Raw genomic sequence first — 21,219 nt, forward strand, 5'->3', positions numbered from 1 at the left:
CGGGATCATGGCTGACTCGACCACACCCGACACCAAGTTCCACCACCTGCTTCAGGAGCAGATCCGGAACGAGTTCAGCGCGTCACAGCAATACATCGCGATTGCCGTGCACTTCGACGGTGACGACCTGCCGCAGCTGGCCAAGCACTTCTACGCCCAGGCGCTCGACGAGCGCAACCACGCCATGATGCTCGTGCAGTACCTGATCGACCGCGACGTCGCCGTCGAGATTCCGGGCACCGAGCCGGTCCGCAACACGTTCGGCTCGCCCACCGAGGCGCTGCGACTGGCACTCGACCAGGAGCGCACGGTCACCGAGCAGATCAGCCGGCTCGCGGCCGTCGCACGCGACGAGGGCGACTACCTCGGCGAGCAGTTCATGCAGTGGTTCCTCTCCGAGCAGGTCGAGGAAGTCGCTCTGATGACGACGCTGGTGCGGGTCAGCGAGCGTGCCGGCGCCGACCTCTTCCACCTCGAGGACTTCATTGCACGCGAGATCCCTTCGGCGGCAAGCGATCCGACCGCGCCCAAGGCGGCGGGCGGCAACCTCTAGCCGTCCGGCTGGTCCACGCCCGCTCCGGTCAGGCCCGACTTGAGCCAGCCCTTCGTGCGCCCGGGATGGTTGGTGGCCACCCACGCAACGCCGACGTCGCGGCAGTAGCGCACGTCCTCGAAGTGGTCGACCGTCCAGCAGTACATCGCTCGCCCGTTGGCCGCAGCGCGGTCGACGAGTTCGGGGTGTTCGCGCAAGGTGGCGATCGACGGACCGACGGCGGTGGCGCCGACCGTGGTGGCCGCACTGCCGCCCAGGTAGCGGGACGTGTCACCCAGTAGCACCGTGGGCAGCATCGGCGCCGCCCGGCGGATCCGCCACACCGCCGCGGCGGAGAACGACATCACCACCGCCCGGGACAGATCGGCCGACGCCGGCGACGCGATGCCGTAGCGGTGCAGCAGAGCCAGCACCTTGCTCTCGACGAGCGCGCCGTAGCGCACCGGGTGCTTGGTCTCGATGAACATCTTCACCGGGCGGTTCCAGTCCAGGACCATCGACACCAGGCCGTCGAGTGTGAGCAACCCCGTCTCGCCGGCCCCGCCGCCCGGGTGCCAGCCGCCGTAGTCCAGTTCGCGCAGTTCGGCCAGCGTCATGTCGCTGACCAGGCCGGTGCCGTTCGACGTGCGATCCACCTTGCGGTCGTGCACGCACACCAGGTGTCCGTCGCGGGTGAGCCTCACGTCGCATTCCACGCCGTCCGCGCCTTCGCGTAACGCGAGATCGTACGCGGCCACGGTGTGCTCGGGACGGTCGGCGGACGCGCCTCGATGAGCAACCACGAAGGGGTGGCCACCGAGCGCGCCGTCGCCCGAGTTCATGAGCCTATGCTGCCGGTTCCCGCTGCTTTTGCTCAACCGGAACCGCCGCGTCCCGCTCGACCGGCCCGTCGTCGGGCACCACGATCCAGCGCCGAGAAGGCCGGTCCACGGGGTTGCGTTCGAAGCCCTGAACCACCCGATACGCCAGTATCAGGGCAGCCAGCCCGGCCAAGTAGGCGACGATCGTGGTGACCGTGTTGTCGGCGATGCCCTGCGGGTCCCGGGTGAAGCTGGTGGCGAATGCCCAGATCACCAGGGCGTAGCTCACCACCCAGGTGCACCACCACGCCACGATGTCGGTGCGCAGCCGGCTCAGCCTGCCTTCGGTGCGTGCCAGCTCGAAGACGAAGACCGGCGCCCACACCAGGTTCGCGATCGGCACCAGGGCGCCGGCGCGCAGTTCCCACACCGAGCGTGGATCGGTCGCGCCATCGACGGCGTACGCCGAGGCCCGCCGGGCGATGAGCCAATTGGTCAGGACCACTGCGCTGCCGACGACGGCAAACGCGGCGAGCACGCTGAGTGCGACTCCGAACCAGGTTGCGGCGCCTGCCACTAGGGGATGCAGCAGCACCGAGCGGTTGACGAGCAGCAGCACGTAACGGATCAGGTGGATGAACACGGCGGCGCCGACGACGATCGCGGTGCCGATCAGGGTCTTGCGGACGGTCGCGGCCGACGGCCCGTCGCGCTCCTCGGGTGCGTCGGTGGCGGCCAGCGGGCCGTCGAAGTGGTCGGTCAGTCCCCAGCGCGGGATGACCGAGTAGCGCGGCGTCGGACCCAGTTGGCGGGGGCCGTGACGTGGCGGTGGGGCGGCGCCAGGGCGAACCGCGATCCAGCGGTAGCCGGGAGGCAGTCTGGGCGGCTGGCCGCCTGCGGTACCCGTGGTGGGCCGTTGACCCCAGCCCTGGTCAGCCGGCTTGGCTGCGACGGGTGACGCACCCGGAGCGACGGCGGACGGTTCGACGCTCGGTGCGAGCAGCGCGCCCTGACAGCGCGGACACCAGCTTCGCTGACGGTCGCGGACGTTCCACCGCGTCCCGCACCGCGAACAAACCTGGATCACGCGACCAGCCTACGGCTCTCAGACCGTGCCCACGCGGCCGTCGTCGGTGACGACGGGACGACCGGCCGCGGCCCAGGCGGCCATGCCTCCGGTGACGTTGATCGGCTCGAATCCATTGCGGGCGAGGTACTGGGCGACGCGCTGCGAGCGGCCGCCGAGGTGACACATCACGTAGAGCTTGGCGTCGCCGTCGATCTCGGCGATGCGGGCGGGCACGTCGCCCATCGGAATGTGCTGGGCGCCCTCGACGTGACCCTGCTGCCACTCGTCGTCCTCGCGAACGTCGAGCAGCACCACCGAGTCTCCGAACGTCAGCGGAACCTCCGCGATGTCCGCCTGTGCGACCCCGTCACTCATCACGCGTGTCCCATCTCAGTCGTCGGCACTCCACTGTCCGGCCGATGCCAATGCTGGCACGAACGACATCCGCACGAGTCTCCGGAGCCAGCAATGTCGAGGCTATCCACAGTTTCCACAGGTTCATCCACAGGGCCTTGATCGGTGTGGGGCCCCCTGAACCGCGCAATCCGTGACTTCGGCGTGACCAACTGGGGATAAACGTCACCCTCTACCCACATGTGATCCAGCTCAAACGCACCGGCCGAGCGAATCATTCCCGGCCATCTCGAGCCCACCCTGCGCGGCGCGGGTTCCGCGCAACGTGATTCGATCGTGCGGGGCTGCGCTTCGGGTACCGCCGGATGGGCGTTCTACGTGCGCGAATCCCGGCGCCGAGGTCGGCATGCCACGGCGATTTCGCGACGCGCCGGCAAGCCGCTATGATCGTCGTCACAGAGTCGCGTTGTGACAGATCTCACTGGGGGACGACATTGCTCGTGCAGGTCAGGAGTTCGTGATGGCATCACATCCCATGGGGCCCAATCCCGCCATGCCGCCGTCGGAGTGGAACTCCCCTGCGCACGTCTACACACGCAGCCAACTGATGGCGTGCCTACGCGCCGGCATCATCGCCCTCGCGCTGCTGGCCGTCCTGGCCCTGATCATTCTGTTCTGATCCCGCTCCGCCCGATAGGACTTCACCTCGACCGGGTATGACTTGGGGTATGCGCACGCATCCTTGCGGTGTGCGCACCCATGGAGCAATGTGGACGACGATCTTGAGATCCACGCGCTCCACCGATCACCTAGGGAAGGAAACCCGTGGCTGAATACACGCTGCCTGATTTGGACTACGACTACGGTGCGCTCGAACCGCACATCTCCGGTCAGATCAACGAGATCCACCACAGCAAGCATCACGCGACGTACGTCAAGGGCGTCAACGACGCGGTCGCCAAGCTCGACGAGGCCCGCAGTGCCGGTGATCACGCGGCGATCTTCCTCAACGAGAAGAACCTCGCATTCCACCTCGGTGGCCACGTCAACCACTCGATCTGGTGGAAGAACCTGTCCCCCAACGGTGGTGACAAGCCGACCGGCGACCTGGCCGCCGCCATCGACGACCAGTTCGGGTCGTTCGACAAGTTCCAGGCGCAGTTCACCGCCGCCGCCAACGGGCTGCAGGGTTCCGGCTGGGCCGTGCTGGGCTACGACACGCTCGGCGGCCGGCTGCTGACCTTCCAGCTGTACGACCAGCAGGCGAACGTCCCGCTGGGCATCATCCCGCTGCTGCAGGTCGACATGTGGGAGCACGCCTTCTACCTGCAGTACAAGAACGTAAAGGCCGATTACGTCAAGGCCTTCTGGAACGTCGTCAACTGGGCGGACGTCCAGGAGCGCTTCACCAAGGCGACCTCGTCGGCCAACGGCCTCATCTTCGGCTAGCCGCCACCGCTCGACGAAGGGCCCCGCGCACCGCGCGGGGCCTTTCTGTTGCGTTCTGGCAGTCGTGTCCTCTTGCGTGCCAGTGCCTGGCTACCGCATCCTGACGTGATCGACCCACAGCCGTGTCGGGGCAACCAGCTGGCTGTCGGCGAATGGAGGCGACATGGACACGGGTTCGAGCAAAGCCGTCGAGATCTCCCCCTTCCACGCGGGAGGATCACTCAAGGGATTCGTGGTGTCCGGTCGATGGCCGGACTCGACCAAGGAGTGGGCGCAGCTGCTGCGGGTCGCGGTTCGCGTCGCGTCGCTGCCTGGACTGCTGGCCACCACCACGATCTTCGGAGTGCGGGAGGAATTGCCCGACGCCCCGGCCCCCGGGACGATCGGATTGGTGCTGGCCGAGGGCACGGTGGTCGGCGAGTCCGCGATCGCCCCTGGTCACTTCGCAGATCGTCAGCCGCCCGCGCTGCTCATGCTGCACCCGCCGTCGGAGACGACGCCGTCGCTGCCCGAGTGCATGGGCGCAGCGTCGGGATGCGTCCTGCTGCCGGGCATTCCGCACCTCGGTCTCGAGCACCGCGCGGCGTGGGTGGAGGCCGAGTCCGACGGAACCGTCACGTCGATGGTGAGCCGCGTCGGCGTCGACCCGATCAGCCACCCCGACACCGCGATCCTGGCCATGCTGCTTGCCGCATAAGGGTTTTCGCAACGCCTGACGCCGGTCTACGAAACCCGGAATACGGGTTCCCGAAACCGGCCCCAGGACTGGCGCCTTGACGGAAACGCCATTACCGTCGTGGTATCAGCGAAGGGGAGTAGCCCCCAATCGTCGTGTCGACATACTGGCGTCAAGCCCGGCAGGCGAACCGCATCCGACGCGGTGGGCGAGACCTTCGACCGAATGCCCGAGCAGTGTGAGCCGCTGCGCGGGTGACGTGTCGAGAGGGTCCCTCGTGTTCAGCGCCGCTCTGCTCAGCCTCGGTGTCGTGTTCCTCGCCGAACTCGGCGACAAGTCGCAGTTGATGACCATGACCTACGCGCTGCGCCACCGCTGGTGGGTGGTGCTGTCCGGCGTGGGCATCGCCGCGTTCCTGGTGCACGGCCTCTCCGTGCTGATCGGCCACTTCCTCGGGCTGACGCTGCCCGAGCGTCCCATCGCCTTCGCCGCGGCGATCGCGTTCCTCCTGTTCGCGGCGTGGACGTGGCGTGACAGCCGCTCCGGACACGACGACGACGCCGCGCCCGTGGTTGAGCCGCGCTTCGTGATCTTCGCGGTCATCTCGTCGTTCGTGCTGGCCGAACTCGGCGACAAGACGATGCTGGCCACCGTCGCGCTGGCCAGTGACAACGACTGGGCCGGCGTGTGGATCGGCGCCACGATCGGCATGGTGCTCGCCGATGGCGTGGCGATCGTCGTCGGCCGGATGTTGCACCGCAGGCTGCCCGAGCGGTTCCTGCACCAGATGGCCAGTGTGCTCTTCCTACTGTTCGGGCTCTGGCTGCTATTCGAGAACGCCCTGAAGTGGCATGTGATGGCACTGACGTCGACGGGCCTCGTCGCGGTCGCGGCCATCGCGGCGGCCTCGGTGAGCATCGCGCGTGCACGCAGGACGCGGCACGAGGCGCCGGCACAACGGGAACCGTCGCCAGAACCCACCACCCCGGGTGCTGGCTATCCCGGCGTCCGCGACTGATCGACGTCAAAGCGCGGCCCGTCCACTGAACCGACTGCGTGCGGGGCATGACGTAGCTATCGAGGTCATAAAGTTGTCACATCCTGAGCAAATGACGATCTCAGTACGTTCACCCGTTACCGCCGGTTGCGGCGCGTGATCCGCGAGCCGGATGCGACGCACACTTCGGCCCCTGCGACTTGGGCAAAACAACGACCCCGTTAGTATTTGCTTAGCCAAGATGCTCGTCGACGCGGGCGTGGCCCGGACAAAGTCCTGCTAGACGGTATGGCAGGCCGGAGCCGCGGAGGGTAGTGTCGAGTTTCGGGTGGTTTGCACTTGGCTCTCGCGGCTTCAATCGCTACGATGATCAGCAAATACGGAACCGAGACGCCCGACCGTACTGTTTAGTGGAGGATTTTTCGATGAGCATGACGTTTTCCGCGCGGCTGAACCGCCTCTTCGACACGGTCTACCCGCCCGGACGCGGCCCGCACACGTCGGCCGAAGTGATTGCTGCCCTCAAGTCGGAGGGCATCACGATGTCGGCTCCGTACCTGTCGCAGCTCCGCTCGGGCAACCGGACCAACCCCTCGGTAGCCACCATGGCCGCACTTGCCAACTTCTTCCGCATCAAGCCGGCGTACTTCACCGACGACGAGTACTACGAGAAGCTCGACAAGGAGCTGACGTGGCTCGCGAGCATGCGCGACGAGGGCATCCGTCGTATTGCGGCGAGGACCGTTGGTCTGTCACCCGAGGCCAAGCAGGACCTGGTGGAGAAGGTCGACGAACTCCGCCGCCAAGAGCACCTGGACGATTAGCCCGGTCGGCACCGCCCTGCGGTGCCCCCTCGGCGTCCGGCGAAAATTGACGGATCCGCTGCTTACGGCGCGGCAACCTCCACCGCGACGTTCAGCCGTCGATATTGATCCGCGATGGCCAGAATCCACTCACGATCCGAGTACGTCGGCGGCTGACGCAGCCACGTAGGGCCGGGAAACTCGTCGTTTGCCGACGATTCCGCTCCACCGTCTCCGGCATGAATCCACTCGGCGATTCGACGTGCCTGCGCCTCCGGTGCGACGTCGGGGCCCGGCTCGTCGAACGCGTGATGGTCCGCATCCTCGAGCACACGGGTGGCTTCGAGATACAGCGCATCCGAGATCAGCGACATCTGCTCGGCGACCCGGAACAGCAGTGGTCCACGCGGCCGCACACCGATCCCGATGTTCGGCTGCCGTCGGCTCAGCTCGTGGAGCAGTGGCTGAATGATGCGCAGTTCGCGTCTGGCACCGAACCAGTCCTCCACGCTCGGCAGCAGGGAGCCGCTGGCAACCACCAGCATTGCGCAGCCCAGCAGAGTCGCCGCCGAGCCCACGCCGATGAAGCGGGTGTTGCCCACGGCGCGCAGCAGGAAGAACGCACTGGCCATGACGATCAGCGCGATGCCGACGGTGAACAGGAACAGGGCGCGGCCCCGCCGCGTGCGATTGGAGTGCCGCACACCTGCCCACGCCACCAGGGTCAGCGCCAGCAGCACGTAGAGCAGAGGCAGCAGCCACGTGAACGCCGTACCGCTGGACCCCAGGTTGCGGCGCAAGTACTCCTCGGGCGACATCTCCGGCTGCTGCGGTGTGGTGAAGAAGGCGACCAGCGTGACGACCGCGATGAAGGCGGCCACCGAGTACTGGATGATCGCGATGCGCCGGACCGTCGTGGGCTTGCGGGCCGACGACGCCGAGGTGATCATCACGCAGCTACCGGCCGCGCACGCCACCAAGGCGACGTGGCTCAACACCGTGGACACGTTCGGCCAGCGCAGCAGGGTGTCGATCAGCAGAGTGAGCGGCTGCCAATTCAGCGCCGCCACCAGCCCCAGACTGCCGAGAGCCAGGATCATCGCCGCGCTGACGAGCGACTGCTTGTTGACGAGCGCCCAGCCGATGCGAAGGCCGGTCGCCAGACCGAGGAGACCGGCGATGACCCAGACGATCAACCAAACGCCTCTCCGAGCCGTACCTGCACGATCGAAGAGCGGTCCGACGGCAGCCGGCCCAGGCGGTAGATCAGCAGTGCGGCGAAGTCCTCGGCTTCCTGTTCGGCGTCCTCGCCCGCGGGGCCCATGCAGCCCGTGCGCTGGTTGAGCATGTAGCCGATGAGGTCCGAGCTGGCCAGTTCGACGGTGTCACGGGCGGCTTCGACGACCGAGATGCCCTCGTGGTCGAGCACCAGGTGGCCGAGTTCGTGCGCCAGGGTGCGGTCGCCGGCGGGCAGCCCGCGCTGGATGAGGAAGACGTCGCGGTCGGTGTACTGCCGCCATTGGCCGCAGACACCTGCAGGGAGGTCGGACATCTTCAGTTCGATCGGACGGCCGCGATGATCGGCGACGGCGTCGACGAGACGAGCGAGCGAGACCTCACCACGGCGAGGTGCGAGGTCGAGGACCTCGTTGACCGCGCGGGTGACACGGCGGCTGGCGGGCAATTCGACCCCCTCTCCACGGTTCGACTATTGACGTCTCTACCTCCGCTTGCGCGGTCGACTCCGATCAGCCCATGAAGCGCGCTGGGCCCCCCGCGTGCACCGCGCGCCCGGCCCGTGCCTGGCGATACCCGATGAGACCACCGGCGCCGGTCAGGACGAGGATACCGGTCACGCCGGGCACGGCGACGGCAGCGACCTGACCGAGCCCCGCAGCACGCAGGTATTCGACGTAGCCCATCCGGTACGTCGGTGCGGGAAGGAGTTGGTTTCCGGCAGCGGTGGCGGCGGGGGTCGTCGGTTGCTGCTCCGGCAGGGGAAGCTGCTCGGCCGGCTTGCCGACGTCCGGGGTGCCCTCGGGACGAGGAGCGGCCGCGGGCGGCGCCAGCCTCGGCACACCGGGGATGGTGGCGCCACCGGCGTCGGTTCCGCCACCGCCGCCGGCACCGGCGCCCGCGCCGGTTCCCGGGGGGAAGACGGGCAGGGTGATCGGCTGGAACGGCAGTTGAGAGGCAGCGGTCGCCAGACCGGTCACGGCATCCAGCCAGGGCTGCGCGAACGTGGTGAAGTCGGTGACCCACTGCCCGGGGATCTGCGTCAGCGTGCCTGGCAATTGGGTGAGGTCGGGGAACTGCAGCCGCGGCAACTGCATCTGCGGCAATTGCGGCGGGCTGAACACCGGCTGCTCACCGGTGCTGCCGCCACCGCCCGACTCATCGCTCGGCGGCTGTGCATTGAACCACCACGACCACGGCCACTGGAACGCCGGCAGCACCTCGGGGTCGGTCGGGTCGGCCAGGGCCACGAGGCCTTCCTGCCCGGGAAGGATGATGACGGGGTCCGGCGAGACGGCCGGCTCCGTGACCGGCGCCTCGATGGCGGCCGCGGGAGACGGCGTGCCGGTCGCGGACGGGTCCGACTCACCCTTCGCAATTGCCTCGGGATCGGCTTCGCCGAGTTCGCCGGTGGGCTCTTCGCCAGTTTGCGGTTCGCCGCTGAGCGGAGGCTCCGGGGGTTTGCTGGCCGTCGGGGTGCTCGGGCTTCCCGTCACCGTGCCGGAGCCTGGAGCGGGTTCGACGTCGGTCCGCCCGTTACCCACGGTGGACGTCGGGCCGGTCGAAGGGCCGGAGGTTCCGGTCGAACCGGTGGTCGTACCGGTGGTCGTACCAGTCGTCGGAGCGGTGCCGGTGGGGTCCGCAGCCTGCCCCGTCCCGGTGCCGGTGGTACCGCCGGCAGCGTCGCCGGACGTACCGTCTTCAGGACTGGCAAAGGCCAATGACGCACTGCCACCCGTCACGAGCAGGCCGGACGCCACCAGGCATGCCGCCGCGGCGATGCGCGCTCGCGTAACCACGCCACCACCACCTCTCTCGGGGTCGCCGGTCGGCAAACATCGATTACCTCGATTGTTGCACAACCCGGGGCCGCTGTTTGCTGGTGCGGCGAACCATTCCCTTACGGAAGGGCCGAGGCGGTGCCCCGGGGGTTCCGGCGATAGTGTGGTCGCACACAGCACAGCCAGGTCGCTGGACCTCGATTGACCAACCAGGAGGCAGCCGGGATGGGCCTGTTCAAACGCCGCAAGAGTCGCGCCACCCGCCGCGCGGAGGCCAGTGCCATCAAGGCCAAGGCGAAGCTGGAGGCCAAGCTCTCGGCCAAGAACGACTTGCGGCGCATCAAGGTCGAGAACAAGCGGGAGACCAAAGCGCTCAAAGCCGAGCTGCGGGCCCGCCGGGAGAGCGACCGCACCGCGCTGAAGGTTGCTGAGACCCAGCTGCGGGCAGCCCGCGAAGGTAAGCTGTTCAGCCCCGGGCGAATTCGCCGGTTCCTGACCATCGCGCGCCTGCTCGCCCCGATCGCGGTGCCCGTCGTCTACCGCGCATCGATCGCCGCACGGGGCACCCTCGACCAGCGGCGCGCAGACCAGCTCGGCGTTCCGCTCGCCCAGGTCGGCCAGTTCTCCGGCGTCGGAGGGGCACTGTCCGCTCGCATTGCCGGGGCCGAGCAGTCCCTGCGCAAGGTCGCCGACAAGAAGCCGAAGGACGCCGAGACCAAGCAGTTCGTGTCCGCCATCACCGACCGCCTGACCGACCTCTCCGCCGCCGTCGCGGCTGCGGAGAACATGCCCGCCACCCGCCGCCGGTCGGCGCACGCGGCGATCTCCGAGCAGCTCGACGGGATCGACGCCGACCTGATGGCACGGCTGGGTCTGGTCTGACCCCTCCGTGACCCCCCGCCCGACCTCGCCCGCCACGGTTCTCCGCGGCGCGGCAGTCGGCACGCTCACGGCAACGCTCGCCGCCGCAGCCCACGCGGGTTCGGGTGGCGGGTTGCCGTCGGGTGCGGGTGCCGTCCAGCTAGCCGTGCTGGCGGTGGTCGTCGGGGGTTTCGTGGTCGTCGTCCGCGGCGGTCACCGCTTCCTGGTCCTGACCGCGGCCATGGGTGCCGGCCAGTCATTGGGGCACGTGCTGCTGTCGGCGTCGGGACACCACCACGGCGCCGCCGCCTCGGGTGCCGACGCCGCGATGCTGGCCGCACACGTCGGCGCGCTGGTGGCCGTGGCCGCGTTGGTGACCGTCGGCGAACTGTCGTGCCGCGCGATCTCGCGCACCGTCCGCGCCATGGTGCTGCCGCCGGCCATCCGGGTGCCAACCGGCCGCAATGCAGTGTTCCGCCGCTGCGACCACCCCCTTCGCTCCGTCCTGCAGCTCGCCGCGTCGTTGTCGCATCGAGGGCCACCGGTCAGCGCCAGCTGACCCCACACCCCCGACGACCTCGAAAAGGCAACCAACGCAATGCTATTCACACACCGGGCGACCTCGCGCGCCCTCATCACGGCCGCCGCCACCGGCGGCGTCATGACCCTGTCCCTGCTCACCGGCGCAGGCGCTGCCGCCGCGCACGTCCACGTCGACGCCGACAACGCGGCGCCCGGCAGCACCGCGGTACTCGAGTTCCGGGTACCTGGCGAGTCCGAGACCGGAACGCTCACCACGCAGTTCAGCGTGGCCCTCCCGAACGTCGCGTCCGCGCGCGCCGAGGTCATGCCGGGATGGACGTCGCGGCTCGACCGCGACGCCGCCGCGGGAACCGTCCGGTCGGTGACGTGGACGGCCGCCCCGAACACCGGCATCTCCGCCGAGCAGTTCGCGCTGTTCCGGGTCTCGGTGGCCCTGCCCGAGGAGGAGTCGATCAGCATCCCCGCGACGCAGACCTACTCCGATGGACGGGTGGTCCGCTGGGATCAGCCGCCGCTGCCCGATGGCGGCGAGCCGGAGTACCCGGCACCGGTCCTCGAGCTGACCGGGACGGCGACGGGCGGGCACGACCATCAGGCCCCGACCGGGACGGCCACGCCGTCAGCGCAGGCGGCCGAGTCACCCGCGGCGGCGGCCGAGTCAGCGGGGCCGGGCGCGGACGACACCGCCCGCTGGCTGGCCGGAGGTGCGCTGGTGCTGGCCGCAGGTGCGCTGGTGGTGGCCCTGGTGCGCCGGAGGACCTCGTGATCCGCCGCGTCGCCGCAGCGGCCATGGTGTTCGCCCTGATGACGGCCACCGCCCTGCTCGGTGCCGGACCTGCGGCAGCCCACGCCACGCGGACCGGGGCCGATCCGGCGCCCGCGGCGGTCCTCGACCGCGGCCCGCAACGCGTCACCGCCACCTTCAACGAGGCCATGCAGTCGGACTTCGCCGCGATGACCGTCGTGGGCCCGGACGGCAACCTCTGGTCGACGGGTCCGGTGACGGTGGCCGGGGCCGTGGTCGGAGTCGACATGCTGCCCACCGGACCGGCAGGCACGTACACGGTGAACTACCGGGTGACGTCTGCTGACGGCCACCCGGTGTCGGGCAACTGGACGTTCCGTCTCGACGTCGCAGGCACGGGCACGCCGGGTCCGCCGGTCGCGTCCCCCTCGGCTACGGGCGGCGCCGCCGCCGACGACGGTGGCCTACCGGTGTGGCCATTCGTCGGGCTCGCCGCCGTGGTCGTGGCGGGCGGGGCGTGGTGGGCGGTGCGGCGCCGGCCGTGACGCGGCTACGAACGGGGCTCGGGGGCGCCGCCGTCGTCCTGGCGGCGGCGGTGCTGGCCTGGGCGTTGGCGTTCCCGCAGAACCCGTTCGGGACCAGTCTCGTCCGGGCGATCGCCGACTGCGGCGCCGTCGTGACGCTCGGGCTGACCATGGTCCCGTGGCTCGACGTCGACCGCCACCGCACGCAGCTCGCCGACCATGCCGCGCGGCCGCTGATCGTCGTCTCCGCGCTGTGGGCGGTGAGCGAACTGGTCCGGCTCCCCATGTCGGCGGCGGACGCCGCGGGCGTCCCGGTATTGCGGGTCGGCGTGGGCACCACGGTCGAGTTCGCGATGGACACCGCGGCGGGCCGGGCCGGGCTGGTGTGCGCGGTGGCGGCGGTGGCGGTCTGTCTGCTCGCCGTGGTCGCTCCACGCTCGTCCGCGGGCGTCGTCATGGCCGGTGCGGCGGCCGTCGGCCTCACCGGCCGCACGCTCGTCGGGCACCTGTCCGAGGATCCGTTGGGCGGTGCCGCCGTCGCCGTGCACGCCTTGGCCGCGGCGGTGTGGTGCGGCGTGCTGGCGGCGCTGGTCCTGACGGTTTCCCACCGCGGCCGGTGGGCGAGGGTGCTACCCCGCTTCTCGCAGATGTCGCTGGTCTGCGTGGTGGTGCTGGTGATCGGCGGGCTCGGTGGCGCCGTGGCCGCGCTGGGGTCGCCGGTGGACCTGTGGGCGACCGGTTACGGCCGCCTGTTGTCCGCGAAGGTCGTCCTGACCGTGGTTCTGGTGACGCTGGCATGGCGGAATCGGACGGTGTGGCTGCCCGCGGCGCGCACTCATCGGGCGGCGGCGGACGTGTCGGGACGCCGTTCACGGGTCGAATTGGCGGGCATGGCCGTGGGGCTGACGTTGGCGGCAGCGCTGGCGGTCACGGGCTAGCCGGTCGACGCCTGCTGGCATGATGGGTGCACTGCCGGCCCCGCGCCGCATGCCGTCGAGCGTTGGACCGGAACTGCAGAAGGAGCAGCTACATGGCAGATCCGCAGGATCGTCCCGGCCAGGAGAGCCAGGGCCAACCCACGCCGCCTGCCGCCCCGCAGCCGGGCGCGAAGGCGTCGGCCAAGAAGGCACCCGCGAAGAAGGCGCCCGCCAAGGCCGCCGCGAAGACCCCGGCCAAGAAGGCTCCTGCCAAGAAGGCAACGCCGGGCAAGGCCCCCGCGAAGAAGTCTCCCGCGAAGGCACCGGCGAACAAGGCGCCCGCCAAGAAGGTGCCGCCCGCCCCCACGCCGCCGGCCCCCCAGGCTGCGACGACGACTCCCCCGCTCGTGCCGCCGATCGTCGAGAACCCGAACGCGGCCAAGGAGACGGCCGCACAGGCGAAGTCGACGGTGGCCGCCGCCCCGCCCATCCCGGCTCCGGTGACACCCGGTCCGGACGCTTCCCGGCTGCCCGTGGTCGCCGGTGTCGCGGCGGGACTGCTTGCAATCCTGATCGTGCTGCTCATCCGACGGAACTCGGACGACTGACCGCTCGCTAGCATTCGTCGGGTGACCATCGAACCCAGGGCGACGGCCGATCTCGTCGACGACATCTATCCCGACGTGCGCAGCTGCGATCTGCAGCTGCGGGATCTGGGCGGGGTGACGACGTTCGCGGGCCCCATCACCACCGTCAAGTGTTTCCAGGACAACGCCCTGCTGAAGTCGGTGCTGTCCGAGCCGGGCAACGGCGGCGTCCTCGTGATCGACGGTGACGGGTCGCTGCACACCGCGCTGGTTGGCGACGTCATCGCGGGCATCGCGAAGGACAGCGGGTGGGCCGGGCTGATCGTGCACGGCGCGGTACGGGACGCGTCGACGTTGCGCACCATCGAGATCGGCATCAAGGCGCTGGGCACCAACCCGCGCAAGGGCACCAAGACCGGCGAAGGTGACCGCGACGTCGCGGTCACCTTCGGCGGTGTGACGTTCAATCCCGGCGAGATCGCCTATTGCGATGAGGACGGGATCGTCGTCGTCAGTGCGTGAGGGGCTCAGGCGTTGACGGCGGCGCGGTGCTTGCTGAAGTGCAGCGCCTCGTCGTCGACCTTGCCCTGACGGATGGTCCGGATGTCGAGGAAGTAGTTCTGCTTCAGCTTCCACGGGGCGCGTGATCCCGCCTTGGGCAGCTCGTCGAGGGCGCGCAGCACGTAACCCGGGGTGAAGTCCATCAGCGGACGTTCGTCGACGGAGTCACCGGGATGCTCGGGAACGTAGGTGTCGAAGCCGTGCTCGTCCATGTAATTGAGGACGCGGCAGAAGAATTCGGACACCAGGTCGGCCTTGAGCGTCCAGGACGCGTTGGTGTAGCCAATCGTGAACGCCATGTTCGGCAGACTCGAGAGCATCATGCCCTTGTAGGACATGGTGGTGGTGAGGTCGACCGGCTTGCCGTTGCGCCGGATCTCGGCGCCACCGAACAGGCGGAGGTTCAATCCCGTTGCGGTGACGATGATGTCGGCGTCGAGGTGCTGACCGGAATTCAGTTGGATGCCGGTCTCGGTGAAGCGCTCGATGGTGTCGGTGACGACGTCGGCCTTGCCGGAGCGGATGGTCTTGAACAGGTCGCCGTTGGGCGCCAGGCAGAGTCGCTCGTCCCACGGGTTGTACTTCGGATTGAAGTGCTTCTTGACGTCGTAGCCCTCCGGCAGCCTGCGCTCGGCCATGGTGAGCAGGGTCTTGCGCATGAAGTCGGGGAAGCGCCGCGCCAGCTGGTACTGGGCCGTCGCGAAGAAGATGGCCTTCCACCGGTTGGCGACGTAGGCCGCCTTGGTGGGCAGGTACTTGTTGGTCTGCACCGCGAAGGGGTCGACGTCGGGCAGTGCGCCGATGAACGTCGGCGAGCGCTGCAGCATGGTGACGTGGCCTGCGCCCGACTTGATCAGCGCCGGGATGAGCGTCACGGCGGTGGCGCCGGAGCCGATGACGACGATCTTCTTGCCCGCGTAGTCGAGGTCTTCCGGCCAGTGCTGCGGGTGGATCTTGGTGCCCTTGAAGTCGTCCTGGCCGGGGAACTGGGGTGAGTAACCCTGGTCGTAGTTGTAGTAGCCGCTGGCGGCGAACAGGAACGAACTCGTCATCTCGACGGTCTCGTCGCCCTTTCGCACGGTGAGGTTCCAGCGGTTGTCCTCGTCGGACCAATCCGCTGCGACCACCTTGTGGCCCGTGCGGATGTTCTTGTCGATGCCGAACTCCGCGACCGTCTCCTTGAGGTAGGCGAGGATGTCCGGTCCGTCGGCAATGGCCTTCTCCGACGTCCACGGCTTGAAGCGGAAGCCGAGGGTGTACATGTCCGAGTCCGAGCGAATGCCCGGGTACTTGAACAGGTCCCAGGTTCCGCCGAGGTTGTCGCGGCTCTCCAGGATGGCGTAGCTCTTGGACGGGCTGCGGTCCTGCAGATGCCATGCGGCGCTGATGCCGGAGATGCCGGCGCCCACGATGATCACGTCGAGGTGTTCAGTCATGGCGACACGCTATCAACACCCTGTCGAATAGGTCAACAGTGTGTTGAGAAATTCGACATGCAGTAAAGTGAGCGCCGTGACCACCACCAGCACCAGCCGATCCGGACGCGGCCGTCGTTCGACGCGCCCATCCGGCGACGACCGCGAAGCGGCGATCCTCGCCACCGCGGAACGGCTGCTGGCGGACAAGAAGTTCGCCGACATCTCCGTCGACGACCTGGCCAAGGGCGCCGGGCTGTCCCGACCGACGTTCTACTTCTACTTCGCCTCGAAGGACGCGGTGCTGCTCGCACTGCTCCAGCCCTTGATCCACCAGGCCGACACCGGGTTCGACGGCGCAATGGAGGCGCTGCCGAGCGATCCGCGTCGCGCCTTCCGCGAGGGCATCCGCACCTTCTTCACCGCGTTCGGTTCGCACAGCGTGGTCGCCCGCGCGGGCACCGAGGCCATCGCGGGCAGCCCCGACGTGCGGGCGGTCTGGTCGACTTTCATGGCGAAGTGGATCACTCAGACTGCGTCGCTGATCGAGTTCGAACGGTCCCGTGGCGCCGCGCCGGACACCATCCCTGCGCACGACCTGGCGACGTCGCTGAACCTCATGAACGAGCGGGCGATGACCGCCACGCTCGTCGCCGAGGACGGTGCGGTCGCGCAGGACCGCATCGTCGAGACTCTCGCCCACATCTGGCTGACCAGCATCTACGGCGACTCGCAGTAGCCACGTCACACTCGCGTGCGAACATGTGTTCGTGTCCGCCGTAGGCGCCAGCGCGACGATCCTGCACGCCGACCTCGACTCGTTCTACGCCTCCGTCGAGCAGCGTGACGACCCCGCGCTGCGCGGCAGGCCGGTGATCGTCGGCGGCGGCGTGGTGCTCGCGGCGAGCTACGAGGCGAAGGCGTTCGGGGTGCGCACCGCGATGAACGGGCGTCAGGCCAAACAGCTGTGCCCGCACGCGATCGTCGTACCGCCGCGAATGGCCGCGTACTCCGATGCGAGCGCCGCGGTGTTCGAGGTCTTCCACGACACCACCCCCCTGGTCGAACCGCTGTCGGTCGACGAGGCATTCCTCGAGGTCGGCGGCCTCGCCCGGGTGTCGGGCACCCCGGTCCAGATTGGCGCGCGGCTGCGGGCTCGCGTCAGCGACGAGGTAGGGCTGCCCATCACGGTCGGCATCGCGCGGACCAAGTTCCTGGCGAAGGTCGCGAGCCAGGAGGCCAAGCCCGACGGTCTGCTGCTGGTGCCGCCCGACCGCGAGCTGGCGTTCCTGCACCCGCTACCGGTGCGACGACTGTGGGGCGTCGGCGCCAAGACCGCGGAGAAGCTGCACGCCTACGACGTCCACACGGTCGCCGACGTCGCAGAGCTGAGCGAGTCCACCCTGGCGTCCATCGTGGGCGGTGGCATGGGCCGCCAGCTATACGCACTCGCCCACAACATCGACCGGCGCCGGGTCGTCACCGGCGTTCGCCGCCGCTCGGTGGGTGCGCAGCGGGCACTGGGACGTGCGGGAAACACCATGTCCGACAGCGAGATCGACGCCGTGGTGGTCAACCTGATCGACCGGATCACCCGACGCATGCGCAAGGCCGACCGCACAGGTCGCACGGTGGTCCTGCGACTGCGCTTCGACGACTTCGGCCGTGCCACGCGGTCGCACACCCTGTCGCACGCCACCGCGGGCACCGACGAGATCCTCGCCGCAGCACGGCAATTGATCGTCGGCGCGGCGCCGCTGATCGCCGAGCGGGGGCTCACCCTGGTCGGTTTCGCAGTGTCCAACATCGACCGTGAGGGGGCCGCCCAGCTCGAGTTGCCGTTCCCCACGCGCGCCGACGCCGGTTCCGTCGAGCGGGACCCCGTCGACCGCAAGGCAGTCGACTCCGCGGTCGACGAGGTGCGGCGCCGCTTCGGCAACGCGTCGCTGACCCGCGGCGTACTCCTCGGCCGCGACCCGGGGCTCGAGATGCCGACGCTGCCCGAGTGACTCAAGGCCGCGAACCAGTCCACTCCAGGAGCCGCTCGACCGACCATGTGTTGACGATCCGGTCGACCGGCACGTCGTTGTCGAGGGCGCGCTGCGCCCCGTAGCCGAGGAAGTCGAGCTGACCTGGCGCGTGCGCATCGGTGTCGATCGAGAAGTCGCAGCCGATCTCGAGCGCGAGCGCGAGCAGCCGGGTGGGCGGATCACGACGTTCGGGCCGGGAGTTGATCTCCACGGCGGTGCCGTGGTCGCGGCACGCCGTGAACACCTTCTCGGCGTCGAACTGAGATTCGGCCCGCGTCCCGCGGCCGCCGGTGACGAGCCGGCCGGTGCAATGCCCCAACACGTCGGCGTAGCCCTCGGAGACCGCGCGCACCATCCGCCGCGTCATCGCAGGCGCGTCCATCTTCAGCTTCGAGTGCACGCTGGCGACCACGACGTCGAGACGCTCGAGCAGCTCCGGTTCCTGATCGAGTGACCCATCGTCGAGGATGTCGACCTCGATGCCGGTGAGGATGCGCATCGGCGCGAACCGCTCGCGCAGTTCGTCGATGACGTCGAGTTGCTTGCGCAGCCGCTCCGGCGACAGCCCGTTGGCGACCGTGAGCCGCGGTGAGTGGTCGGTCAGCGCGCAGTACTCGTGGCCGAGGCGCACGGCGGTTGCCATCATCTCGTCGATCGGCGCCGAGCCGTCCGACCAGTTCGAGTGCAGGTGCAGGTCACCCTTGAGTGCCGCGCGTATCTCCCCGCCCCCGAGATCACCCGCCGCCTTGCGCAGTTCGGCCAGGGTGTCGGGCTCGCGGCCCGCCCATGCCTGGGCGATCACGGTGGCCGTCTTGGGACCGACGCCGGGCAGCGTCTGCCAGCTGTTGGCCCTACCGTGCTTCTCGCGCTGCGCGTCGTCGAGTCGCTCGATGACGTCGGCGGCGTTGCGGTAGGCCATCACCCGGCGGGACTCCTCGCGGGCGCGGTCCTTGTAGAACGCGATCTCACGCAGGGCGGCGACAGGATCGATTGGGTCCATGACCCCTAGTTTGCGCGCATGCGGGGATCGCGCCCACTGGCGGCCAGCGCCCGGTCGAACGTCGAGGCGTCGGCGGCCACCGGCACCGAGGGCCCGAACAGGCCGTCGACCGGGCCATCGGCCGCGAAGGACTCGACGTATTCGAGCACCGCCCGCGCCTCGTCCTCGTCCACCGCGTAGTCCTGGCCGGTCGCGACCGCGATGTCCCAGCCGTGGATGGTCACCTCGCCGAGCGCGATCATCGCGACCGTCTCGCCAGGCATGTCCATGCCCGCGATCCGGGTCATCCCCTCCCAGGCGGCGGGCTCGCGCCACGCGGCTGCCAGCTCGGCCAGGTTATCCGGGTACCGGTCGCGCCAGTCCTCGTCCAGCACGAAGCCGCCCTCGGGTGGCGCGTCGGTGAGTTCGCCGCGGTCCTTGCGGGCCGCCGCGGCGAACGCGAGTCCGAGCAAGCCAACGTGGGCCACCACGTCGGACAGCGGAAATCGTTCGCACGGGGTGGCCGCGTCCAGTTGGTCGTCGCGGATCGCGCCGAGCAGCGCCGCGGTCCGCCTGCATGCCGTCGTCATGTCGATCATGGTGTGTTGACCCGAGTCGAGCACGAGACTCATCGGGGCGACTGCCAGTTTCGAGGACTAACGTCGAATCCGTGCGATTCGCGTTCAAGACCTCCCCGCAGAACACCACCTGGGCTGAGATGCTCCCGATCTGGCAGACGGCAGACGACATCGACGTCTTCGAGTCCGGCTGGACGTTCGACCACTTCTATCCGATCTTCTCCGACTCGACCGGGCCGTGCCTGGAGGGGTGGATCACGCTGACGGCGCTGGCCCAAGCCACCAAGCGGCTACGCGTCGGCGTGCTCGTCACCGGCATCCACTACCGCCACCCCGCGGTGCTCGCCAACATGGCGTCAGCTCTGGACATCGTGTCGAACGGCCGCCTCGAACTCGGCATCGGCGCGGGCTGGAACGAAGAGGAGTCCGGCGCCTACGGCATCGAACTCGGCTCGATCAAGGAGCGCTTCGACCGGTTCGAGGAGGCCTGCGCGGTCCTCACCGGCCTGCTCACGCAGGAGACCACGACGTTCGACGGCAAGTACTACCAGCTCAAGGACGCCCGCAACGAGCCGAAGGGCCCGCAGCAGCCGCACCCGCCCATCTGCATCGGTGGCAGCGGCGAGAAGCGCACCTTGCCGCTCACCGCTAAGTACGCCGACCACTGGAACTTCGTCGGCGGGCCGCCCGACGAGTTCGCCCGCAAGCGCGACGTGCTGGCGGCGCGGTGCAAGGACATCGGCCGCGATCCGAAGGAGATCACGCTATCCGCGCACGTGCGCCTCGGCGAGGACCGCGATTACAGGAAGCTGATCGAGGACTGCGTCGCGCTCGGCGCCGAGGGTCTCGACCTCGCGATCGTGTACCTGCCGCCGCCATACGATCCGGCCGTGCTGGAACCGCTGGCCGAGGCGATCAGGGACAGCGGTCTGCTCGGCACGCCGTAGCTCAGGCGTCGCCGACCTCGACTGGGTCAGGCGTCTCCTACGTCGACGACGTGCACGCGGACCCCGTGGTCGGCGATCCGCTCGAGCTGCCGCGCGTCGGCGGTCGAGTCGGTCACCAGGTGATCGAGCTGACTCAGCGCCGTCATCCGCGCCAGCGTGACCTTGCCGATCTTCGACCCGTCGACCGCGACGACGACGCGCTGGGCGTTGGTGGCCATCGCGATCGCGGTGCGCGCCTCGGCTTCGTCGAAGGTGGTGGCACCGACCTCTGCGGACATGCCGTCGGCACCGAGGATCGCGGTGCCGACGGTGATGACCTGAAACGCGTGCTCTGACATCGGACCAACGGCCTCAAGGGAATTCGCGCGCACCAGCCCTCCGGTGATGATCACCTTCATGTGTGCGTCCACCGCGCAGTCGGCGGCGATGGTCAGCGAGTTGGTCACGATCGTCATGTTCGGTCTGCCCTTGAGCGCCCTGGCCGCCTCGCCGGTCGTGACGCCACCGGTCAGCGCCACGGCCTGCGGGCCCGCGGGGACCAGCGCGGCCGCGTGCTGGGCGATCCGGCGTTTGATCGCGATCATCCTGTGGTCGCGCAGCCGGACCGGGATCTCGCTGCCGCTGGGGTCGAGTGCCCGCGCGCCGCCGTGGGTGCGCAGCAGCAGGCCCTGCTCCTCGAGTTCGCCGAGGTCCCGGCGCAGGGTGGCGGGCGAGACGCGCAGTTCCTCGCACAGCACCGACACCGAGACGTCCCCGCGGTCACGGAGCAGCGAGAGCACCTCGCGCATGCGATCGGTCCGCTTGATCGACATCG

General features: G+C 69.1%; 26 protein-coding genes. 16 read left to right on the forward strand and 10 right to left on the reverse strand.

Features of this window, described 5'->3' with window-relative positions; genetic code table 11:
- The first annotated feature begins 7 nt into the window (after nt 1-7).
- The gene (locus LOK44_RS20730; protein ID WP_237571974.1) at nt 8-553 is read left to right on the forward strand and encodes a ferritin; all 546 of its coding nucleotides are present in this window, start codon (nt 8-10) and stop codon (nt 551-553) included.
- Here LOK44_RS20730 and LOK44_RS20735 read toward each other — a convergent pair.
- From LOK44_RS20735 to LOK44_RS20745, 3 genes are read right to left on the reverse strand one after another with little or no spacing between them, the layout of a single operon-like run.
- The gene (locus LOK44_RS20735) at nt 550-1,374 is read right to left on the reverse strand and encodes a glycerophosphodiester phosphodiesterase (protein ID WP_237571975.1); all 825 of its coding nucleotides are present in this window, start codon (nt 1,372-1,374) and stop codon (nt 550-552) included. The two genes, LOK44_RS20730 and LOK44_RS20735, sit on opposite strands and share 4 nt — an antisense overlap.
- A 4-nt stretch (nt 1,375-1,378) precedes the next feature.
- A complete protein-coding gene (locus tag LOK44_RS20740) occupies nt 1,379-2,440 on the reverse strand; it encodes a DUF4328 domain-containing protein (protein WP_237571976.1) in 1,062 nt (353 codons plus the stop codon).
- A gap of 18 nt (nt 2,441-2,458) precedes the next feature.
- Nucleotides 2,459-2,797 (reverse strand): rhodanese-like domain-containing protein, encoded by a 339-nt coding sequence (locus tag LOK44_RS20745; protein ID WP_237571977.1) that lies wholly within the window; start codon nt 2,795-2,797, stop codon nt 2,459-2,461.
- 499 nt (nt 2,798-3,296) lie between these two features.
- Between LOK44_RS20745 and LOK44_RS20750 the strand changes: the two genes are divergently transcribed.
- From LOK44_RS20750 to LOK44_RS20770, 5 genes are all read left to right on the forward strand, one after another.
- Entirely contained in the window at nt 3,297-3,455 is a 159-nt protein-coding gene (locus tag LOK44_RS20750; protein WP_237571978.1) for a hypothetical protein, read from the forward strand.
- Nucleotides 3,456-3,601: 146 nt separating this feature from the next.
- Entirely contained in the window at nt 3,602-4,225 is a 624-nt protein-coding gene (locus LOK44_RS20755; protein ID WP_237571979.1) for a superoxide dismutase, read from the forward strand.
- A 163-nt stretch (nt 4,226-4,388) separates the two neighbouring features.
- Complete coding sequence (locus LOK44_RS20760; protein ID WP_237571980.1) at nt 4,389-4,922, forward strand: peptidase; 534 nt, start codon at nt 4,389-4,391, stop codon at nt 4,920-4,922.
- 256 nt (nt 4,923-5,178) lie between these two features.
- Entirely contained in the window at nt 5,179-5,919 is a 741-nt protein-coding gene (locus LOK44_RS20765; protein WP_237571981.1) for a TMEM165/GDT1 family protein, read from the forward strand.
- Nucleotides 5,920-6,323: 404 nt separating this feature from the next.
- The gene (locus LOK44_RS20770) at nt 6,324-6,722 is read left to right on the forward strand and encodes a zinc-binding metallopeptidase family protein (protein ID WP_163920726.1); all 399 of its coding nucleotides are present in this window, start codon (nt 6,324-6,326) and stop codon (nt 6,720-6,722) included.
- A gap of 62 nt (nt 6,723-6,784) precedes the next feature.
- Here LOK44_RS20770 and LOK44_RS20775 read toward each other — a convergent pair whose 3' ends face one another.
- The 3 genes from LOK44_RS20775 to LOK44_RS20785 form a co-directional block, all read right to left on the reverse strand.
- The gene (locus LOK44_RS20775) at nt 6,785-7,897 is read right to left on the reverse strand and encodes a hypothetical protein (RefSeq protein ID WP_237571982.1); all 1,113 of its coding nucleotides are present in this window, start codon (nt 7,895-7,897) and stop codon (nt 6,785-6,787) included.
- Complete coding sequence (locus tag LOK44_RS20780; RefSeq protein ID WP_237571983.1) at nt 7,894-8,385, reverse strand: ImmA/IrrE family metallo-endopeptidase; 492 nt, start codon at nt 8,383-8,385, stop codon at nt 7,894-7,896. Before LOK44_RS20780 ends, LOK44_RS20775 begins: the two co-directional genes overlap by 4 nt.
- Before the next feature lie 64 nt (nt 8,386-8,449).
- Nucleotides 8,450-9,736: a hypothetical protein gene (locus LOK44_RS20785; RefSeq protein ID WP_237571984.1), complete on the reverse strand. Its 1,287-nt coding sequence runs from the start codon at nt 9,734-9,736 to the stop codon at nt 8,450-8,452.
- Between the two features lie 207 nt (nt 9,737-9,943).
- Here LOK44_RS20785 and LOK44_RS20790 point away from each other — a divergent pair, with 207 nt between their 5' ends.
- From LOK44_RS20790 to rraA, 7 genes are all read left to right on the forward strand, one after another.
- The gene (locus LOK44_RS20790) at nt 9,944-10,600 is read left to right on the forward strand and encodes a DUF6474 family protein (protein ID WP_237572125.1); all 657 of its coding nucleotides are present in this window, start codon (nt 9,944-9,946) and stop codon (nt 10,598-10,600) included.
- Between the two features lie 7 nt (nt 10,601-10,607).
- A complete protein-coding gene (locus LOK44_RS20795; protein WP_237571985.1) occupies nt 10,608-11,138 on the forward strand; it encodes a hypothetical protein in 531 nt (176 codons plus the stop codon).
- 39 nt (nt 11,139-11,177) lie between these two features.
- The gene (locus LOK44_RS20800; protein ID WP_372481281.1) at nt 11,178-11,888 is read left to right on the forward strand and encodes a YcnI family protein; all 711 of its coding nucleotides are present in this window, start codon (nt 11,178-11,180) and stop codon (nt 11,886-11,888) included.
- Nucleotides 11,888-12,412, forward strand: coding sequence for a copper resistance CopC family protein (locus LOK44_RS20805; RefSeq protein WP_237572127.1), 525 nt, complete (start codon nt 11,888-11,890; stop codon nt 12,410-12,412). The genes LOK44_RS20800 and LOK44_RS20805 overlap by 1 nt, the downstream gene beginning before the upstream one ends.
- Nucleotides 12,409-13,329, forward strand: coding sequence for a CopD family protein (locus LOK44_RS20810; RefSeq protein WP_237571986.1), 921 nt, complete (start codon nt 12,409-12,411; stop codon nt 13,327-13,329). Before LOK44_RS20805 ends, LOK44_RS20810 begins: the two co-directional genes overlap by 4 nt.
- 92 nt (nt 13,330-13,421) lie before the next feature.
- The gene (locus LOK44_RS20815) at nt 13,422-13,916 is read left to right on the forward strand and encodes a hypothetical protein (protein ID WP_237571987.1); all 495 of its coding nucleotides are present in this window, start codon (nt 13,422-13,424) and stop codon (nt 13,914-13,916) included.
- 21 nt (nt 13,917-13,937) lie between these two features.
- Nucleotides 13,938-14,417 (forward strand): ribonuclease E activity regulator RraA, encoded by a 480-nt coding sequence (rraA, locus tag LOK44_RS20820; protein WP_163920711.1) that lies wholly within the window; start codon nt 13,938-13,940, stop codon nt 14,415-14,417.
- Nucleotides 14,418-14,422: 5 nt separating this feature from the next.
- Here the strand turns inward: rraA and LOK44_RS20825 are convergent, their stop codons facing one another.
- A complete protein-coding gene (locus tag LOK44_RS20825) occupies nt 14,423-15,892 on the reverse strand; it encodes a flavin-containing monooxygenase (RefSeq protein WP_237571988.1) in 1,470 nt (489 codons plus the stop codon).
- Nucleotides 15,893-15,968: 76 nt separating this feature from the next.
- On the opposite strand from LOK44_RS20825, the gene LOK44_RS20830 reads away from it, so the two are divergent.
- Together LOK44_RS20830 and dinB are read left to right on the forward strand one after the other, a co-directional pair.
- The gene (locus LOK44_RS20830; protein ID WP_237571989.1) at nt 15,969-16,610 is read left to right on the forward strand and encodes a TetR/AcrR family transcriptional regulator; all 642 of its coding nucleotides are present in this window, start codon (nt 15,969-15,971) and stop codon (nt 16,608-16,610) included.
- Nucleotides 16,611-16,635: 25 nt separating this feature from the next.
- A complete protein-coding gene (gene dinB / locus LOK44_RS20835; RefSeq protein WP_237571990.1) occupies nt 16,636-17,880 on the forward strand; it encodes a DNA polymerase IV in 1,245 nt (414 codons plus the stop codon).
- A 1-nt stretch (nt 17,881) separates the two neighbouring features.
- On the opposite strand, the gene LOK44_RS20840 is transcribed toward dinB, so the two are convergent.
- The gene (locus tag LOK44_RS20840) at nt 17,882-18,892 is read right to left on the reverse strand and encodes a PHP domain-containing protein (RefSeq protein WP_237572128.1); all 1,011 of its coding nucleotides are present in this window, start codon (nt 18,890-18,892) and stop codon (nt 17,882-17,884) included.
- A gap of 14 nt (nt 18,893-18,906) precedes the next feature.
- A complete protein-coding gene (locus tag LOK44_RS20845) occupies nt 18,907-19,512 on the reverse strand; it encodes a TIGR03086 family metal-binding protein (protein WP_237571991.1) in 606 nt (201 codons plus the stop codon).
- 38 nt (nt 19,513-19,550) lie between these two features.
- Between LOK44_RS20845 and LOK44_RS20850 the strand changes: the two genes are divergently transcribed.
- Entirely contained in the window at nt 19,551-20,405 is an 855-nt protein-coding gene (locus tag LOK44_RS20850; protein ID WP_237571992.1) for an LLM class F420-dependent oxidoreductase, read from the forward strand.
- A 26-nt stretch (nt 20,406-20,431) separates the two neighbouring features.
- On the opposite strand, the gene LOK44_RS20855 is transcribed toward LOK44_RS20850, so the two are convergent.
- Nucleotides 20,432-21,217, reverse strand: a complete 786-nt coding sequence (locus LOK44_RS20855; protein ID WP_237571993.1) for a DeoR/GlpR family DNA-binding transcription regulator — start codon at nt 21,215-21,217, stop codon at nt 20,432-20,434.
- Nucleotides 21,218-21,219: the final 2 nt, after the last annotated feature.

The sequence above is a fragment of the Mycolicibacterium lacusdiani genome (assembly GCF_021916785.1).
GTDB lineage: Bacteria > Actinomycetota > Actinomycetes > Mycobacteriales > Mycobacteriaceae > Mycobacterium > Mycobacterium lacusdiani.

What these genes read in the sequence shown, in the direction of transcription:
- LOK44_RS20800 (WP_372481281.1), top strand. Translation starts at nt 11,178, where the DNA reads ATGCTATTCACACACCGGGCGACCTCGCGCGCCCTCATCACGGCCGCC.
- LOK44_RS20790 (WP_237572125.1), top strand. Translation starts at nt 9,944, where the DNA reads ATGGGCCTGTTCAAACGCCGCAAGAGTCGCGCCACCCGCCGCGCGGAG.
- LOK44_RS20825 (WP_237571988.1), bottom strand. Translation starts at nt 15,892, where the DNA reads ATGACTGAACACCTCGACGTGATCATCGTGGGCGCCGGCATCTCCGGC.
- LOK44_RS20855 (WP_237571993.1), bottom strand. Translation starts at nt 21,217, where the DNA reads ATGTCGATCAAGCGGACCGATCGCATGCGCGAGGTGCTCTCGCTGCTC.
- LOK44_RS20745 (WP_237571977.1), bottom strand. Translation starts at nt 2,797, where the DNA reads ATGAGTGACGGGGTCGCACAGGCGGACATCGCGGAGGTTCCGCTGACG.
- LOK44_RS20760 (WP_237571980.1), top strand. Translation starts at nt 4,389, where the DNA reads ATGGACACGGGTTCGAGCAAAGCCGTCGAGATCTCCCCCTTCCACGCG.
- LOK44_RS20815 (WP_237571987.1), top strand. Translation starts at nt 13,422, where the DNA reads ATGGCAGATCCGCAGGATCGTCCCGGCCAGGAGAGCCAGGGCCAACCC.
- LOK44_RS20845 (WP_237571991.1), bottom strand. Translation starts at nt 19,512, where the DNA reads ATGAGTCTCGTGCTCGACTCGGGTCAACACACCATGATCGACATGACG.
- LOK44_RS20730 (WP_237571974.1), top strand. Translation starts at nt 8, where the DNA reads ATGGCTGACTCGACCACACCCGACACCAAGTTCCACCACCTGCTTCAG.
- LOK44_RS20770 (WP_163920726.1), top strand. Translation starts at nt 6,324, where the DNA reads ATGAGCATGACGTTTTCCGCGCGGCTGAACCGCCTCTTCGACACGGTC.
- LOK44_RS20735 (WP_237571975.1), bottom strand. Translation starts at nt 1,374, where the DNA reads ATGAACTCGGGCGACGGCGCGCTCGGTGGCCACCCCTTCGTGGTTGCT.
- LOK44_RS20750 (WP_237571978.1), top strand. Translation starts at nt 3,297, where the DNA reads ATGGCATCACATCCCATGGGGCCCAATCCCGCCATGCCGCCGTCGGAG.